This is a genomic window from Ensifer sp. 38_S197 (genome assembly GCF_056924495.1).
In genome coordinates, this window is sequence record NZ_JBXOVZ010000002.1 from 3808139 (window position 1) to 3823944 (window position 15806).

The window sequence follows — 15806 nt, forward strand, 5'->3', positions numbered from 1 at the left end:
GAGGCCCGGTTCGGTTCCATAGGCGGCCGCTTCCGCGCCATTTATTTGCGCCCGCGGTGGCATCTACATCCGTGCAAGATAGGCTTCGAAGCTGCGCTCGGGCATCGCCTCGTAGCGTTCGCGTTCGACCTGGAGCGAACTGATCCGGTCGACCCGGAAATCCCGGAAGTCCGACCTCAGCTCGCACCAGCCGGTCAGCAGCCAGTTATGACCGAAGACGCTGAGGCCGAGCGGCCAGATGGTGCGCTCGGAGTGCTCGTCCTTGAGGCTGTCATAGGCAAGCCGAAGCTTGCGCCGCTCGGCGATCGCCTGTCGGAGATCGCCGAGCAGTGCCGGCGGTTCCGGCTGGAGTGCCGAGCGGAAGGCGCGAAGCGGTGCCGCCGTCAGCCGCTGCCGGTGTTCGGGCGGCAGACCGTGGGCGATCTTCTCCATCGCCTCGCGCGCCGACTGGGCAAGCCGCCCGTCGCCCAGCATCTGCACGGCCCGGGCACCGAAGGCGAGCGCTTCGAGCTGCTCGAAGGTGAAGGCGAGCGGCGGCGCGTCGAAGGCCCCGCGCAGCAGATAGCCGACGCCGCGCTCGCCATCGATCGGAGCGCCCGAGGCGATCAGATGCTCCATGTCACGGTAGATCGTCCTCTGAGCGACCTCCATCTTCTCGGCGATCTCACGCGCCGTCATCGCCCGGCCGGTGGCGCGCATGAGTTGGATGATGCGAAAGAGCCGGTCGGCGGGTCTCATGCGTGGTCTCCTTCGCCGTCGTGCCGCACGTTTGAAGGGCTATAGCGATCGCCCGACACGCACAAGCATGCGAGGGTCGACTATGGCCATAAGGCTGTCAGTTGCCCTGTGCTAAATCAAGCCCCGACAGACATGGAGCATGAACATGACCAGCGATCACATCCTTGAGCTTGCCGTTTGCATCGTCCTCGACAAGCCCGCGGCGGCAGCCACGCGCCACCGGGCGATGCAAGCCGTTTCCCGCTATCCCGGCTTCATCTCCTGGCGCGCGGTCGACTCCTGCGAGACGTCGGGAATGTTTGCGGATCTGGTCGAATGGGAGACGCTGGAGGCCGCCCGATCCGCCGGTGAACGCGTTCGGGTCGATCCGGAGTTTGCGCCTTATGCGGCAACGATCAGTGCGGTAATGCTGGTGCAGCATTTTACCGACGGCCAGAAGATCTGAGCGCCAGAGAGACGAGAGTCCAGAGAGACGAGAGGAAGGACTGCCTGACAATGGCCGAGCCACTGAAGAACCTGCTGCACCCCGGCGTCGTCACGGATATTGCCGACCGGATCGCCCGTGGCGCCAGCGCCTTCGATCGGGAAAAATTCCTGAGTCTCGCGGGCGACGGCCTCGAGGCGCTGGAACTGATGCAGCGTTCGCTCAAGATCCGCGACGCGCTCGTCGAGACCTTGCCGCAACCGTTTGCCGGGGCCGCCGAGATTCTCGCAGCCTGCCTGCCCCGGGATGGCGTTCCCGGCATCAGCGGCTGGGCGCTTCTGCCCGTCAGCCAGTTTGTCGCCCTGCGCGGTCTCGAGGACTTCGATCTGTCGCTATCGCTTCTGCGTGCCTTGACACCGCATTTCACCGGCGAGTTCGGCATTCGCGTCTTCGTCGATCACGACCAGGATCGCGCACTGGCGACGATCCGGACCTGGACCGGCGAGGCCAACCATCACGTTCGGCGGCTGGCGAGCGAAGGTACGCGGCCGCGCCTGCCCTGGGCAATGCGTCTGCCGAAACTCATCCGCGATCCGAAACCGATCCTGCCGATCCTGACGGCGCTCCTCGACGACCCCGAGGACTATGTGCGCCGCTCGGTCGCCAACAGTCTCAACGACATTGCCAAGGACCACCCGGATATGGTGGCAGCCTTCGTCGCCGAGCATGTCGGCGATGCGCCACCAGAGCGTCGCCAGCTTCTGCGCCACGCCTCGCGCACGCTCCTGAAGCAGGGGCATTCCGCCGCGCTTTCGAATTTCGGCTTCGCCGCCCCGAGCCGCATTCATGCCCGTCTCTCGCTCGACCGCTCAGAAATCGTGCTCGGCGAAAGCCTTGGCCTGCGCCTTACAATCAGCCATCAGGCCAAAACCAGCCAGAAGGTGATGATCGACTACGCCGTGCACCATCGCAAGGCGAACGGCTCGACAACACCCAAAGTCTTCAAATGGACATCGGCGACGCTTGCGCCCGGCGGCTCGATCGAGATCGAGAAACGCCATGCGATCCGGCCGATCACGACCCGCCGCTACTATGCCGGCACGCACCGCATCGTCATCCTCGTCAACGGACAGGAAGCGGCGGAAGCCGGTTTTGAACTCGCGCTGGAGTAGATCTCATTTCGCACCTGCGAAAAGATGCACCTTGACTTTTTCGTCCAAACCAACGACATGGTGCCCAGCGTCACCTTCCGGCCGCCGCGTGAGCGCGCCCTCGGCAAGCACTGAAAGCCGAGAAGAAGGTATAGCGCACCCATCGCCGCACTAGGCGGCATAGCACAGGCGCTTGACGACTTTCTTTAACCCACAAGTTCCCAATTCACGCGGGGTTCTTGACGCCGAACGACACCGGAACAGCAAGGATGCGGTTCCGGCGAATGCGTTTGGCGCCCCCAAAAGGTATATGCATTTGTCCACCTTTAAAGATCTCGGCCTCTCCCAGCACATTCTGGACACCCTGTCCGCCAACGGCTTCGAAAAACCGACGCCGATCCAGGCGCAGGCCATTCCGCAGGTGCTGAAGGGCAACGATCTCATCGGTCTCGCCCAGACCGGCACCGGCAAGACAGCCGCCTTCGGCCTGCCAATGATCGAAAAGCTCGTTGCCGAAGGCAGACGTCCTGACCCCCGCAACATCCGCGCCCTCGTGCTCGCTCCGACCCGCGAACTGGTCAACCAGATCGCTGCCAACCTCAAGCTCTTCGTCAAGAAGTCTCCGCTGAAGATCGGCGTCGTCGTCGGTGGCGTCTCGATCAACAAGCAGACCGAACAGCTCGCCCGCGGCGTCGATATCCTGGTCGCAACGCCGGGCCGCCTGCTCGATCTCGTCGCCCGCAAGGCCGTGACGCTGACGCAAGGGCGCTACCTCGTGCTCGACGAAGCCGACCAGATGCTCGACCTCGGCTTCATCCACGACCTGCGCAAGATTTCCAAGCTCGTGCCGAAGACCCGCCAGACGCTGCTGTTCTCGGCGACCATGCCGAAGCAGATCGCGGATCTCGCGGGTGAATATCTGACCAACCCGGTCAAGGTCGAAGTGACGCCTCCGGGCAAGGCCGCCGACAAGGTCGAGCAGTACGTGCACTTCGTGCCCGGCAAGGACCTGAAGACGCAGATCCTCAAGCAGTCGCTGACCGACAATCCGGACGGCCTGTCGCTGATCTTCAGCCGCACCAAGCATGGCGCCGAGAAGCTGATGAAGCATCTCGACCACGTCGGCTTCAAGGCCGCTTCGATCCATGGCAACAAGAGCCAGGGCCAGCGCGAGCGCGCGCTGAAGGCGTTCCGTGACGGCGAAATCCGCGTGCTGGTCGCGACCGACGTCGCCGCCCGCGGCATCGACATTCCCGGTGTCACCCACGTCTACAACTACGACCTGCCGGAAGTGCCCGACGCCTATGTTCACCGCATCGGCCGCACCGCCCGTGCCGGCCGCGACGGCATCGCGATCGCTTTCTGCGCCCCGGACGAAATCCGCCTGCTGCGTGACATCGAGAAGCTGATGGGCATCTCTATCGCCGTTGCCAGCGGCGAAGCGCCGGCCGACCAGGCACGCGCCGCCAAAAGCCGCAGCGGCCGCGGCAATGGCCATCGCAAGGGCAACGGCGGCGGCCAGCACCAGAACGGCGGTCGCCCGCGTCGTGAACGCCCGGCCGGCGAACCGATTGCCGTCACCAGCGGCTTCACCGGCGATGACCTGCTGCGCGACGAACGCCGCCCGCAGAAGCAGGAGCGCCGTGACCATGGCCATCCGCAGAACGACGGCCGTGGCGAGGGTAACCGCAACCACGAAGGCAAGAAGCACCATGGTCGCCCCGGCCAGAAGCAGGGCGAACGGCGCGACCGCAACCATGGCGGCCGCAACGAAAACCGCAGTGGCGGCGAGCGCCGCGACGGTGGCCAGGGCATGCGCCGTGGTGCCGGCGGCGGCCGCGGCCACCAGGGCTGATCCCTAAAAATCGTCGATACGGACGGCGGGTCGTTTCGGCCCGCCGTTTGAGTTTTTGGTTACTCGCATGTCGTTATCGCAAAACCGCCGCACACTTTTGCGCGACATGCTTTATGCCCGCTGCTTGCGGTTGGTGAGATAGACCCCGGCAACGGCGATCACCGTTCCGATGACCATCGGCAGGGTCAGCGCCTCACCGAAGAAAATAGCCGCCTGCACCGCCGCAAGTGGCGGCACGAGATAGATCAGCGATGCCGCGCGCGACACCTGGCCACGCCGAATGAGATAGAGCAGCAGCGCGATCGCCCCCATCGAAAGCCCCAGCACCGACCAGGCGAGCGCCGCAACGACCTGAAGATTCCAGGTGACATGCAGGTCCTCCAGCAGCAGCGCCAGCGGAACTGTGACGATCAGCGCGCCGAGATATTGAAGGGCCGCGATGGTGCGGATATCGCCGCTCTGCAGATGGCGCTTCTGGTAGAGCGTGCCGTAGGTGACGGCGCCCATTCCGAGCACGTTGACGATGACGGGCAGGAGATGGATCGGCGTCGCACCGGTATCGATCGCCAGCACCTTCGGCAGCACCGCAAGAGCAATGCCGAAGAAGCCGAGCACCAGCCCGAGCTTTTGTTGGATCGTCAGTTTTTCGTCGATGACGAAGGCGGCGGCGACCGCCGTCATCAGCGGCTGCAGGCCGGCAATGATGCCGGAAATGCCAGCGGGCACGCCCTCGCCGATCGCCCACCAGACCGCCCCGAGATAGAGTCCATGCAGGAACATGCCCGACACCACGGCGTGGCCGGCTATCGCCCACGATCTCGGCCATCGGGCGCCGGTCGCGACACAGAACAGGATGAAGAGCGCGATCGCCAGTGCGTAGCGAAGCACCAGAAAGGTCAGCGGATCGGCATAAACCGCCGCATATTTCGCGACGACCCAGCCGGTCGACCAGAGCAGAACGAAGATGGCGGGGGCCAGGCGGGCAAGCATGATGAGCCTATCGGGGTGACGGTGGGGGAAGGGCAAAGCAATACAACGCGCCTTCCGGAATGGCTCGAAGCCGCTATAACACTTTGATCTGCCGTTGATTTCTGCTCAAACCCTCTGATTTGAGCACTCATGCAAGTATCCGTGACCCCATTGATGGTCAAAACAATTTTTCTGATGGCAAGCATCAGCCAATCGGAACCATCAGCCGCAGGGGGGAAAGCGACAGCGAGACGAACCCGGGTTCGTACTCTTCGCGATAGTGCAGCAGGGCCGTGTCGACCGCGTACCCCTCGGCCGCAATCCAATCGAACATTTTCTGGTAGTGCGCGAAAACGTCGCCGCTCTCCGGATGATGCAAGGCCGTGGCGAAGCGCATCTGCGGCAGGTCGACATGCCCAGGGTGAACCGTCGCCTCGGCCTCGTCCGAGACATAACCGACGAGATAGCGGAAACCGTCCGGTCGGCCGTTCCAGGAAAGGCCGACCAAGGCGGCATGATCCCTGGGGTGAAGGCGCCTGTGATGCTCCTGCATCTCGGCGATCAGCCGGCGCACGGCGCCATCGGCCGCCTCGACGAAAGTCCCTTCCCAGAAGGCACCGGCAATACGCTGTGCGGGTCTCTCGACGATTTCGAATGCCATGGTCACCTCTTCAAGCGAAAGACCCTACAAGGATTGCCCATTTTCCCGCGGTGCAGCCGCGCGAGCAAAACGAAATTTGCCTCAAAGCAGTTCCACGAAGGCGCGCGCCGCATGACTGAACTGTCTTTCACGATGGGTCAGCAGTTCGAAGCTGCGCTCCGCCAGTTCGAACGGCAGCTCAACCAGGCGGCCACTGTCGACGAAGGGCTGGGCGGCAAGCCGGGAAACGGCCGTCACGAATGGACCGCTTTCGACAGCCGTTAGCACCGCTTCGTTGGAAGGCAGCTCGAGCTCGATCTTCAACCCCTCGAGGTCCGCTCCATGATCAGCCATCGATTGCAGGAACATTGCCCGCGTACCGGACCCCTCTTCGCGCAGAACCCAACGCGCCGCAAGCAGCATCGCCAGATTGACCGGGGCGCCGACGAGCGGATGAGCGGGTGAAGCATAGACCGCGATGCGATCGATCGCGACGCGGCGATGGTCGAGCTTGGCACCATCGACCCGCCCTTCGACGAAGCCGAGCTGTGCGGTCCCCTCCTCCACCGCTTCGGCAACGACGGCCGTATTGCGCACGGTCAGCTTCACGTCGACCTGCGGATAATCGTGGGTGAAGCGGGCGAGACGCGCCGGCAGCCAATAGCTCGCAACCGTCTGGCTTGCGGCAATCGAGAGTTCGCCGCGGCGAAGCTGCGAGAGATCGTTGAGACAGGCAGTCGCTGCTGTCGCCCGGGCGAGGACCGCCCTCGCCTCCGGCAGGAACGCCTTGCCGGCGTCCGTCAGCGCCAAGCCGCGGCCGACCCGATCGAACAACCGCACGTCGTGCTGGGTTTCAAGCGCGGCGATTGCGGCGCTTGCCGCCGACTGGGTAACGTTCATCGCCTCGGCGGCTTTGGTCATGTGCAAGCGCTCGGCGACCGCGACGAAGATTCTAAGCTGATCGAGTGTCATGGCAGATCAATCTCAAAAATCGATCAGAATGACAAGAATAATCCGTTAGACTGATTCATGGATCGGCGTAGGTTGCGCGGCATGTCCAGATTGCATCCCACATCCCGCTTCGCTCTTTCATCCTCCATTTCCCGCCTGACGTGTATTCTTCCGGGACTTTTCCTCTGCTGTCTCGTAGCGCTCGCGGCCATCGGCCTCGAATGGATCGAGTGGCGCTGGACAGGTCGGGCCTGGCTGGAGGCCCTCGTTCTTGCCATTCTTCTTGGCGCCATCGTCCGCACCATCTGGACCCCCGGCGCCCGCTTCCTCTCCGGCATCCATTTCTCCGCCAAGGTTCTGCTGGAGACGGCGATCGTCCTGATCGGAGCCATGCTGAGCTTCGACGCGATCGTCGCGAGGGGGCCGACGCTGCTCGCCACCATCGTCTCCATGGTGTTGCTGTCGATCTCGACCGGTTACCTGATCGCAAGGCTGCTCGGCCTGCCGAAACGCCTGGCGACGCTGATCGCCTGCGGCAACGCCATCTGCGGCAACTCCGCCATCGCGGCCGTTGCTCCCGCGATCGGCGCTCGCGGCGAAGAGGTGGCAGCCGCCATCTCGTTCACCGCCATTCTCGGCATCGCCGTCGTCCTGTCGCTGCCCTTCGTCGGCGGCTGGCTCGGCATGACGCCGCAGGGCTACGGCGTCTTTGCCGGCATGACGGTCTATGCCGTGCCGCAGGTGCTGGCCGCTGCCAGTCCTTTCAGTTCACTCTCGGTTCAGGTCGGCACGCTCGTCAAGCTCGTGCGCGTGCTGATGCTCGGCCCCGTCGTCTTCTGTTTCTCGCTGATTGGCGGCCGCGATGCCGAGCCTGAATCCGTGCCGGGCGAGCGCCGTAAAACGGGTTCGCGCCTCGCCACCGTCGCCCACTTCGTTCCCTGGTTCATCCTCGGTTTCCTCGCCGTCGCCATCGCCCGCAACAGCGGTGTAATCTCCGATCCGCTCGCGACAGGCGCCGTGAAGGCCTCCACCTGGCTGACCGTCATCGCCATGGCCGCGCTCGGCCTCGAGGTCGACATCCGCACGCTCGCCAATGCCGGCCCGCGCGCCAGTGCCGCCGCCCTGCTCTCACTCCTCGTTCTCTGCATACTGTCGGCGCTCGCAATCGCCTGCCTGGGGCTCGATTAGCCTCGAGAACAGAGCCCAATTTTAGAGCATGTGCATATTTTGTAGCCGCGCAGCCGCCACAGCTTTTCGGCGGATGGATCCCGCTGCCCGGATGTTGGGCAGTTTCCCCCGCAAACAGGCGTCAATTTTCTTTTCAGGCGACTGAGCACGCTTCTTGCATTGCAACCAGCGTTGTACTCAAATGGTCAAAAATAAGGGGACCACGCCTTTGGCATTTGACGAAATGATGAATGCGGACAGCAGTCCGCGCCAGCCATATTCGACCTATCATGAATGGTATGCCAGCCAGGACAGAAATCGGCTCATAGCGAAATCCAAGGACGCCGAGAACATATTCCGCAAAACCGGCATCACCTTCGCAGTATACGGACACGCGGACTCCTCCGAAAAGCTCATCCCCTTCGACCTCATCCCCCGCATCATCTCCGGCCGCGAATGGCGCAAGCTCGCGCAAGGCATCGAACAGCGGGTCATCGCCCTCAACGCCTTCCTCGACGACATCTACCACAAGCAGGAAATCATCCGCGCCGGCCGCATCCCGCGCGAACTGATCGAGAAGAACGAAGCCTTTCTGCCGCAGATGATCGGCTTCAGGCCGCCGGGCGGCGTCTACACCCACATCGTCGGCACCGACATCGTGCGCACCGGCGAAGACCAGTTCTATGTGCTGGAGGACAATGCGCGCACACCTTCCGGCGTCAGCTACATGCTGGAAAACCGCGAAACGATGATGCAGATGTTCCCGGAACTCTTCCATCAAAACCGCGTGCGCCCGGTCGAGAACTACCCCTATCTGCTGCGCCAGAGCCTTGCTTCGCTCGCCCCTCCCGGCTGCAGCGGCAAGCCGCGCGTCGCGGTGCTGACGCCCGGCATCTACAACTCCGCCTTCTACGAACACGCCTTCCTCGCCGACATGATGGGCGTGGAACTCGTCGAGGGCTCGGATCTGCGGGTCATCGACGGCAAGGTGAAGATGCGCACGACCCGCGGCTACGAGGCGATCGATGTGCTCTACCGCCGCGTCGACGACGACTTCCTCGATCCGCTGACATTCCGGCCGGATTCGGCGCTCGGCATTCCCGGCATCATGGATGTCTACCGCGCCGGCAACATCACGATCGCCAACGCCCCCGGCACCGGGATTTCCGATGACAAGGCGATCTATTCCTACATGCCCGAGATCGTCGAGTTCTACACCGGTCGTAAGCCGCTGCTCGAAAACGTGCCCACCTGGCGCTGTTCCGAGCCGCAGAGCCTGAAATACGTGCTCGAACATCTGGAAGAGCTGGTGGTCAAGGAAGTGCACGGTTCCGGCGGCTACGGCATGCTGGTTGGACCGACGGCGACCAGGAAGGAGCGCGCCGTCTTTGCGGAAAAGCTGAAGAGCCGCCCCAACAACTACATCGCCCAGCCGACGCTTTCCCTCTCCACCGTACCGATCCTCGTCAACAAGGGCATTGCGCCCCGGCACGTCGACCTTCGCCCCTATGTCCTCGTCTCCGACAAGGTGCAGATCATCCCCGGCGGCCTGACGCGCGTGGCGCTCAAGGCCGGTTCGCTCGTCGTGAATTCCAGCCAGGGCGGCGGGACCAAGGACACCTGGGTGCTGGAGGACTGAGAGATGCTGGGAAGAACTGCAAACGGCCTCTACTGGATGTTCCGCTACATCGAGCGCGCGGAAAACGGCGCCCGGCTGATCGATGCCGGACTGCGCATGTCGCTGACGCGCAGCGAAGCGAGCGAAGACGATTGGGACGGCGTGCTGCAAAGCGCCGGCGTACGCGAAAACTATGACGAGGTGCACGACAAGCTGACGAGCATCGACGCGATCGACTTCCTGCTGCGCGACCGCGCCAATCCGTCGAGTGTGATGTCCTGCATCGAGGCAGGCCGCCACAATGCCCGCATGGTGCGCACGGCGCTGACCCGTGAGACCTGGGAAGCGACCAACGAATGCTGGATCGAGATGAAGGCGATGCTTTCCAAGAAGGCGCGTCCGACCGACATGCCGGAGATCATCGACATGATCAAGCGCCGCGCCGGTCTCATCCGCGGCGCATTCCACGGCACGATGCTCAGAAACGAGATTTTCAACTTCTCGCGCATCGGCACCTTCATCGAGCGGGCCGACAATACCGCCCGGATCCTCGACGTGAAATACTACGTGCTCTTGCCGGCGGTCGCCGCCGTCGGCTCGTCCATGGACAATGTGCAGTGGGAATCGATCCTGCGGTCGGTCTCGGCGCACCGCGCCTACGGCTGGGTCTATGATGCCGAGCTTCGCCCCGCCAATATCGCGGACTTCCTGATTTCCAACGGCCGCATGCCGCGTTCGCTAGCCTATTGCTACGAGAAGATCGCCAGCAACCTCGGCTATCTCGAGCGGGAATATGGCGAGCGCCACGCCGCCCACGACACGGCCGACCGCACGCTCGCATCGCTGCGCAGCGAGTCCATCAAGGACATCATGGACCAGGGTCTGCACGAATATCTCGAAGGCTTCATCAGCCACAACAACCGTCTGGGACAGGAAATCTCCGACGGTTACCGGTTCTATTGAGTTCGGGAGGATGGCATGCACCTGAAGATCAGCCACACGACCGAATACCACTATGACGAGCCCGTGCAATACGCGCTGCAGCGCCTGCGGCTGACGCCGTTGACCCAGCCTGGCCAGACCGTGCTCGGCTGGCAGACGCTGGTTGACGGCGCCGCGATCGAAGTGAGCTACGACGATCACTTCGGCAACCGGGTTCACCTGGTCAGCGTCGACGGCGACCGCGAGGCGATCCGCATCACCGCCTCGGGCGAGGTCCATACGGAGGACCGCGCCGGCGTCTTCGGCCCGCATCAGTCCTACGTGCCGCTGTGGCTCTATGCCCGCGAGACGCCTCTGACCAAGGCCGGCAAATTGATCCGCGAGCTTGCGAAATCCGCCGAGGGCGATACCGATCTTGCCCGCATGCATGCGCTGATGGCGACGATCCACGAGGCGGTGGAGTACAAGCCCGGCGAGACCCATGCGGAGACGACGGCCGAGGATGCGCTGGAAAGCGGCCGCGGCGTCTGCCAGGACCACGCCCATATCCTGATCGCGGCGGCGCGCTCGCTCGACCTGCCGGCCCGTTACATCTCAGGCTATCTGATGATGGAGGGTCAGCCTGACCAAACGGCGAGCCACGCCTGGGCGGAAATTCATCTGAACGGACTGGGCTGGGTCGGCTTCGACGCCGCCAACAAGATTTGCCCCAACGACCGCTATGTCCGGATCGCCTCTGGCCTCTGCTACCGCGACGCCGCACCTATATCGGGCCTGATCCATGGCGAAGCCAAGGAGACGCTCAAAGTATCGGTGACGGTCGAACAACAGCAAAGCCAGAGTCAGAGCCAGTCATAAGACCGGTAACTTTCGCGATGGCGCGCAAAGCTTGCGCACTCTTTCGATCGATCGGATCAAAAATGGAAATGCCGCACCGACAAGCGGTGCGGCATTGCATTCCAACAGCCAGAAAAATCAGTGGCTGTCGCGGTTCATCGGAATGTCCGCGCCGCGCGGACCGACGAGGAAGTCCAGATCCGCGCCGGTATCGGCCTGCATGACCGTCTTGACGTAGAGGCCGCCATAGCCACCGGCAAGCGGCTTCACCGGCGACACCCAGGCCGCGCGACGGCGGGCCAGTTCCTCATCCGAAACCTCGAGGTGGATGGTGCGAGCCGGCACGTCGACGGCGATCATGTCGCCATTCTCCACGAGCGCCAGCGGACCGCCATCGGCCGCCTCCGGTGCGGTGTGCAGAATAACCGTGCCATAGGCCGTGCCGGACATGCGCGCATCGGAAATGCGGATCATGTCGGTGATGCCCTTCTTCAGGACTTTCGGCGGCAGGCCCATATTACCGACCTCGGCCATGCCGGGATAACCCTTCGGGCCGCAATATTTCAGCACCATGATGCAAGTCTCGTCGATATCGAGATCGTCGCGATTGATGCGGGCGTGGTAGTCCTCGATGCTCTCGAACACGACGGCGCGGCCCTTGTGCTGCATCAGGTGCGGCGAAGCGGCGGATGGCTTCAGGACGCAGCCCTTCGGCGCCAGGTTGCCGCGCAGCACCGCGATGCCGCCGGACTTGGTCAGCGCCTTGTCGCGCGGCACGATGACGTCGTCGTTGTAGTTCACCGCATCCTTGACGTCGGTCCAGATCGTATCGCCGGTGACCGTCAGCGCCTCCTTATGCAAGAGGCCCATTTCGCCGACGGCCTTGATCACGACCGGAAGGCCACCGGCGTAATAGAACTCCTCCATCAGGTATTTGCCCGACGGCTGCAGGTTGACGATCGTCGGTACGTCGCGGCCGAGGCGATCCCAATCGTCGAGCGTCAGGTCGACGCCGATGCGGCCGGCAAGCGCCAGGAGGTGGAGCACGGCGTTGGTCGAGCCGCCGACGGCACCGTTGACGCGGATGGCATTCTCGAAGGCCTCTTTCGTCAGGATGTCCGAGGGCTTCAGGTCCTCCTTGACCATCTCGACGATGCGGCGGCCGGAAAGCTGCGAGATCACCCGCCGACGTGCGTCGACCGCGGGGATTGCCGCATTGCCGGGCAGCGTCATTCCCAAGGCTTCCGCCATCGAGGCCATGGTGGAAGCGGTGCCCATGGTCATGCAGCTTCCCGCCGAGCGGGCCATGCCCTGCTCTGCATCCATGAACTCGGCCAGCGACATCTCGCCGGATTTCACCATTTCCGAGAATTGCCAGATCGCCGTGCCGGAGCCGACGTCCTTGCCGCGCCACTTGCCGTTCAGCATCGGGCCGCCGGAGACGAGGATGACCGGGATATCGACGCTGGCAGCCCCCATCAGCAGGCTCGGCGTGGTCTTGTCACAGCCGCCGAGCAACACGACGCCATCGACCGGATTGCCGCGGATCGCCTCTTCCACGTCCATCGCCGCAAGATTGCGGAACATCATCGCCGTCGGGCGCAGCGTGCTTTCGCCGACGGAGAAGACCGGAAACTCGACCGGAAAGCCGCCCGCCTCGTAGACGCCACGCTTCACCCGCTCGGCAAGGTCGCGCAAATGCGCGTTGCATGGCGTCAGCTCCGACCAGGTGTTACAGATGCCGATGATCGGCCGCCCGTCGAACGTGTCGGCGGGCAGACCCTGGTTCTTCATCCAGGAGCGATGCATGATGGCATTCTTGCCCGTACCGCCGAACCACTCCTGGGAACGGAGCTTGCGCGGCCACTCAGCTTTCTTCTTCATCTTTTCCTTCCTTGAGCGGCCCGCGCAGATCACGCGGGCCCTGCACGGCTTCCCTTAGGCCAGGGTGTAGGCCGTCTTGACGGTGGTGTAGAACTCGGCAGCGTAGCGTCCCTGCTCGCGCGAGCCGTAGGACGAGCCCTTGCGGCCGCCGAAGGGCACGTGGAAATCGACGCCCGCCGTCGGCAGGTTGACCATCACCATGCCGGCTTCGGCATTGCGTTTGAAATGGGTCGCGTGCTTGAGGCTGGTGGTGGCGATGCCGGAGGACAGGCCGAAGGGTGTGTCGTTGGCGACGGCGAGCGCTTCGTCGTAGTCGCGGACGCGGATGACGGCGGCGACCGGCCCGAAGATCTCTTCCCGGCTGATGCGCATCGCATTCGTCGCCTCGGTGAACAGCGCCGGCTGCAGGTAGAAGCCGGGCGTGTCGCGCTTCAGAAGCTCGCCGCCAAAGGCCAGCTTGGCGCCTTCCTGCTTGCCGATGGCGATGTAGTCGGTGTCCTGGTTGAGCTGGCTCTCGTCGACCACCGGGCCGATATGGGTGCCGGCCTTCAAGGCGTCATCGATCGTCAGCCCCTTCATCCGTTCGCCCATGGCCGCCACGAAACGATCATGAATGCCCTCGGTGACGATGATGCGCGAGGACGCGGTGCAGCGCTGGCCGGTGGAGAAGAAGGCGGAATTGACCGCCGCCTCGACCGCCACAGAAAGATCGGCGTCGTCGAGCACGACGAAGGGGTTCTTGCCGCCCATCTCCAGCTGGTACTTGCGATTGTGCTCGACGGAGGCGGCAGCGACCCGCTTGCCGGTGCCGACCGAGCCGGTGAAGGTGATGGCGTGGATGTCGGGACTGTCGAGCATCGCCTGGCCGACGACCGAGCCCTTGCCCATGACAAGGTTCAAGACACCCTTCGGCAGGCCGGCGCGGTGCAGGATGTCGACGATCGCCCAGGAACTGCCGGGTACCAGTTCGGCCGGCTTGAAGACGACGGTGTTGCCGTAGCAGAGCGCCGGGGCGATCTTCCAGGCGGGAATGGCGATCGGGAAGTTCCAGGGGGTGATGATGCCGACGACGCCGACCGGCTCGCGGGTGATCTCGACGCCGATATTGGGCCGCGCCGACGGCAGCACTTCGCCAGCCAGGCGCAGGCACTCGCCGGCGAAGAAATCGAAGATCTGGCCGGCACGCACGGTCTCGCCGATGCCTTCGACCAGCGTCTTGCCTTCCTCGCGCGACAGGAGCTTTCCGAGCTCGTCCTTGCGGGCGAGGATCTCGTCGGCGGCCTTCCTCAGGATCGCATGGCGCTCGAGGATGCCGGAGCGCGACCAGGCGGGAAATGCCGCCTTGGCGGCCGCGATCGCCGCCCGCGCATCGTCAGCCGAGGCGCGGGCATATTCGCCCACCACGTCATTGGTGTTCGACGGGTTGATGTTGGCAACCCCGTCGCCGCCGACCCATTCGCCGGCAATCAGGTTCTGGTGCAATGTCATAGGCTTCGAGCCTCCTTGATAAAGGCGCATGACCGCTCCGGGTGAACGGTCGCGCTTAGGAGATGTGTCAGAGCTGGCTTATGGCGACCTGTTCTTCCGCGGCGATGGCAAGGGCGTTGCGAAGCGGAAGGCCGAAGCCCGACGCCTCGATCTCGAACACGTCGCCTTCCTCGGTGCGGATGCCATCGCCGAAGGAGAGCGTCGCCGTCCCGAACATGTGAACGTGGATGTCGCCCGGCTGGCGGAACAGTTCGTACTTGAAATGATGATGCTCAAGATTGGCGAAACTGTGCGACATGTTGGCTTCGCCAGACAGGAACGGTTTCTCCCACAGTACCTTGCCGCCACGCAGGATCCGCGACATGCCGCGGATATCTTCCGGCGCTGCGCCGATGCGGATTTCCGGACCGAAGCTCGCCTGCCGCAGCTTCGAATGCGCCAGCCAGAGATAGTTGACCCGCTCGGTCTTGTGGTCGGAGAACTCGTTGGCGACGGCAAAGCCGATGCGGCACGGCACCCCCTTGTCGGAGATTACGTAGATGCCGGCCATTTCCGGCTCTTCGCCGCCGTCCTCGGCAAAGGAAGGCGAGCCGAGCGCAGCACCGGGGGCCACGGCGCTGGTGCCGTTGCCCTTGTAGAACCATTCCGGCTGCACGCCGATTTCGCCGGCCTTCGGCTTGCCGCCTTCGAGGCCCATGCGGAACATCTTCATCGAGTCCGTCAGCGTTTCCTCGACCGCCTCGCTCGCCTTCTTGTGCATGGCGTCGCGGGTCGCGGCGGAGCCAAGATGGGTGAGGCCCGTGCCGGTCAGGTGCAGGTGCGCCGGATCCGGATGGGTGATCGGCGGCAGGAAGCGTCCCTCCGCATAGGCCTTGTCGAGGTCGACGGCGGCCCCGAGACCCTTGGCCTCGATCGTCTCCTTCAGGCTGCGCCCGGCATTGGCCGCTTCCATCGCCAGGGCATAGACGCTTGCAGCGCCCTTGACCGCATGCGCGGTTTCGCCGGGCAAGCGCACCGCGACCGTTATCGATCCGTCTTCGTTCCTGATCTGCGAAATCAGCACGATCCTGTCCTTCCTGTCGTCGTTCGGGTCGCAGTCTTCGCCTTCTCAAGGCAAAAGCGTCCCCGTGGGTGACTTTCGC

14 protein-coding genes are annotated in these 15806 nt (G+C 63.8%); 7 read left to right on the top strand and 7 right to left on the bottom strand.

Translation table 11 applies throughout. The features are described from left to right. Nucleotides 1–63: 63 nt before the first annotated feature. Nucleotides 64–738: a helix-turn-helix transcriptional regulator gene (locus AC1Z3V_RS31510; RefSeq protein ID WP_429816329.1), complete on the bottom strand. Its 675-nt coding sequence runs from the start codon at nucleotides 736–738 to the stop codon at nucleotides 64–66. Nucleotides 739–883: 145 nt separating this feature from the next. Here AC1Z3V_RS31510 and AC1Z3V_RS31515 point away from each other — a divergent pair, with 145 nt between their 5' ends. From AC1Z3V_RS31515 to AC1Z3V_RS31525, 3 genes are all read left to right on the top strand, one after another. Then, the gene (locus AC1Z3V_RS31515; protein ID WP_483503958.1) at nucleotides 884–1183 is read left to right on the top strand and encodes a hypothetical protein; all 300 of its coding nucleotides are present in this window, start codon (nucleotides 884–886) and stop codon (nucleotides 1181–1183) included. 50 nt (nucleotides 1184–1233) lie between these two features. Further along, on the top strand, nucleotides 1234–2334 hold the full coding sequence (locus tag AC1Z3V_RS31520) for a DNA alkylation repair protein (protein ID WP_483503959.1): 1101 nt from the start codon (nucleotides 1234–1236) through the stop codon (nucleotides 2332–2334). A gap of 295 nt (nucleotides 2335–2629) precedes the next feature. Then, nucleotides 2630–4168, top strand: coding sequence for a DEAD/DEAH box helicase (locus tag AC1Z3V_RS31525; RefSeq protein WP_483503960.1), 1539 nt, complete (start codon nucleotides 2630–2632; stop codon nucleotides 4166–4168). A gap of 111 nt (nucleotides 4169–4279) precedes the next feature. Here AC1Z3V_RS31525 and AC1Z3V_RS31530 read toward each other — a convergent pair whose 3' ends face one another. The 3 genes from AC1Z3V_RS31530 to AC1Z3V_RS31540 all read right to left on the bottom strand — a co-directional run bounded on the left by AC1Z3V_RS31530 (nucleotide 4280) and on the right by AC1Z3V_RS31540 (nucleotide 6749). Beyond that, entirely contained in the window at nucleotides 4280–5158 is an 879-nt protein-coding gene (locus tag AC1Z3V_RS31530; protein ID WP_483503961.1) for a DMT family transporter, read from the bottom strand. A 184-nt stretch (nucleotides 5159–5342) separates the two neighbouring features. Next, nucleotides 5343–5798: a GyrI-like domain-containing protein gene (locus AC1Z3V_RS31535; RefSeq protein ID WP_429816338.1), complete on the bottom strand. Its 456-nt coding sequence runs from the start codon at nucleotides 5796–5798 to the stop codon at nucleotides 5343–5345. A gap of 81 nt (nucleotides 5799–5879) precedes the next feature. Further along, on the bottom strand, nucleotides 5880–6749 hold the full coding sequence (locus AC1Z3V_RS31540; RefSeq protein WP_483503962.1) for a LysR substrate-binding domain-containing protein: 870 nt from the start codon (nucleotides 6747–6749) through the stop codon (nucleotides 5880–5882). An 81-nt stretch (nucleotides 6750–6830) separates the two neighbouring features. Here AC1Z3V_RS31540 and AC1Z3V_RS31545 point away from each other — a divergent pair, with 81 nt between their 5' ends. The 4 genes from AC1Z3V_RS31545 to AC1Z3V_RS31560 all read left to right on the top strand — a co-directional run bounded on the left by AC1Z3V_RS31545 (nucleotide 6831) and on the right by AC1Z3V_RS31560 (nucleotide 11313). Continuing rightward, the gene (locus AC1Z3V_RS31545; RefSeq protein WP_483503963.1) at nucleotides 6831–7916 is read left to right on the top strand and encodes a YeiH family protein; all 1086 of its coding nucleotides are present in this window, start codon (nucleotides 6831–6833) and stop codon (nucleotides 7914–7916) included. Between the two features lie 223 nt (nucleotides 7917–8139). Further along, nucleotides 8140–9534 carry a circularly permuted type 2 ATP-grasp protein gene (locus AC1Z3V_RS31550; protein WP_483504189.1) on the top strand — a complete coding sequence of 465 codons (1395 nt, stop codon included), beginning with the start codon at nucleotides 8140–8142 and terminating at the stop codon, nucleotides 9532–9534. Between the two features lie 3 nt (nucleotides 9535–9537). Next, entirely contained in the window at nucleotides 9538–10476 is a 939-nt protein-coding gene (locus AC1Z3V_RS31555; RefSeq protein ID WP_483503964.1) for an alpha-E domain-containing protein, read from the top strand. A gap of 15 nt (nucleotides 10477–10491) precedes the next feature. Then, nucleotides 10492–11313, top strand: a complete 822-nt coding sequence (locus tag AC1Z3V_RS31560; RefSeq protein WP_429816347.1) for a transglutaminase family protein — start codon at nucleotides 10492–10494, stop codon at nucleotides 11311–11313. Nucleotides 11314–11430: 117 nt separating this feature from the next. On the opposite strand, the gene araD is transcribed toward AC1Z3V_RS31560, so the two are convergent. The 3 genes from araD to araD1 form a co-directional block, all read right to left on the bottom strand. Further along, nucleotides 11431–13176 (bottom strand): L-arabinonate dehydratase, encoded by a 1746-nt coding sequence (araD, locus tag AC1Z3V_RS31565; protein WP_483503965.1) that lies wholly within the window; start codon nucleotides 13174–13176, stop codon nucleotides 11431–11433. 54 nt (nucleotides 13177–13230) lie between these two features. Then, the gene (locus AC1Z3V_RS31570; RefSeq protein ID WP_483503966.1) at nucleotides 13231–14664 is read right to left on the bottom strand and encodes an aldehyde dehydrogenase family protein; all 1434 of its coding nucleotides are present in this window, start codon (nucleotides 14662–14664) and stop codon (nucleotides 13231–13233) included. Between the two features lie 67 nt (nucleotides 14665–14731). Further along, a complete protein-coding gene (gene araD1 / locus AC1Z3V_RS31575) occupies nucleotides 14732–15727 on the bottom strand; it encodes an AraD1 family protein (RefSeq protein WP_483503967.1) in 996 nt (331 codons plus the stop codon). Nucleotides 15728–15806 lie beyond the last annotated feature (79 nt).

What these genes read in the sequence shown, in the direction of transcription:
- AC1Z3V_RS31520 (WP_483503959.1), top strand. Translation starts at nt 1,234, where the DNA reads ATGGCCGAGCCACTGAAGAACCTGCTGCACCCCGGCGTCGTCACGGAT.
- AC1Z3V_RS31515 (WP_483503958.1), top strand. Translation starts at nt 884, where the DNA reads ATGACCAGCGATCACATCCTTGAGCTTGCCGTTTGCATCGTCCTCGAC.
- AC1Z3V_RS31560 (WP_429816347.1), top strand. Translation starts at nt 10,492, where the DNA reads ATGCACCTGAAGATCAGCCACACGACCGAATACCACTATGACGAGCCC.
- AC1Z3V_RS31540 (WP_483503962.1), bottom strand. Translation starts at nt 6,749, where the DNA reads ATGACACTCGATCAGCTTAGAATCTTCGTCGCGGTCGCCGAGCGCTTG.
- AC1Z3V_RS31510 (WP_429816329.1), bottom strand. Translation starts at nt 738, where the DNA reads ATGAGACCCGCCGACCGGCTCTTTCGCATCATCCAACTCATGCGCGCC.
- AC1Z3V_RS31535 (WP_429816338.1), bottom strand. Translation starts at nt 5,798, where the DNA reads ATGGCATTCGAAATCGTCGAGAGACCCGCACAGCGTATTGCCGGTGCC.
- AC1Z3V_RS31550 (WP_483504189.1), top strand. Translation starts at nt 8,140, where the DNA reads ATGATGAATGCGGACAGCAGTCCGCGCCAGCCATATTCGACCTATCAT.
- AC1Z3V_RS31570 (WP_483503966.1), bottom strand. Translation starts at nt 14,664, where the DNA reads ATGACATTGCACCAGAACCTGATTGCCGGCGAATGGGTCGGCGGCGAC.
- AC1Z3V_RS31530 (WP_483503961.1), bottom strand. Translation starts at nt 5,158, where the DNA reads ATGCTTGCCCGCCTGGCCCCCGCCATCTTCGTTCTGCTCTGGTCGACC.
- AC1Z3V_RS31545 (WP_483503963.1), top strand. Translation starts at nt 6,831, where the DNA reads ATGTCCAGATTGCATCCCACATCCCGCTTCGCTCTTTCATCCTCCATT.
- AC1Z3V_RS31555 (WP_483503964.1), top strand. Translation starts at nt 9,538, where the DNA reads ATGCTGGGAAGAACTGCAAACGGCCTCTACTGGATGTTCCGCTACATC.
- araD (WP_483503965.1), bottom strand. Translation starts at nt 13,176, where the DNA reads ATGAAGAAGAAAGCTGAGTGGCCGCGCAAGCTCCGTTCCCAGGAGTGG.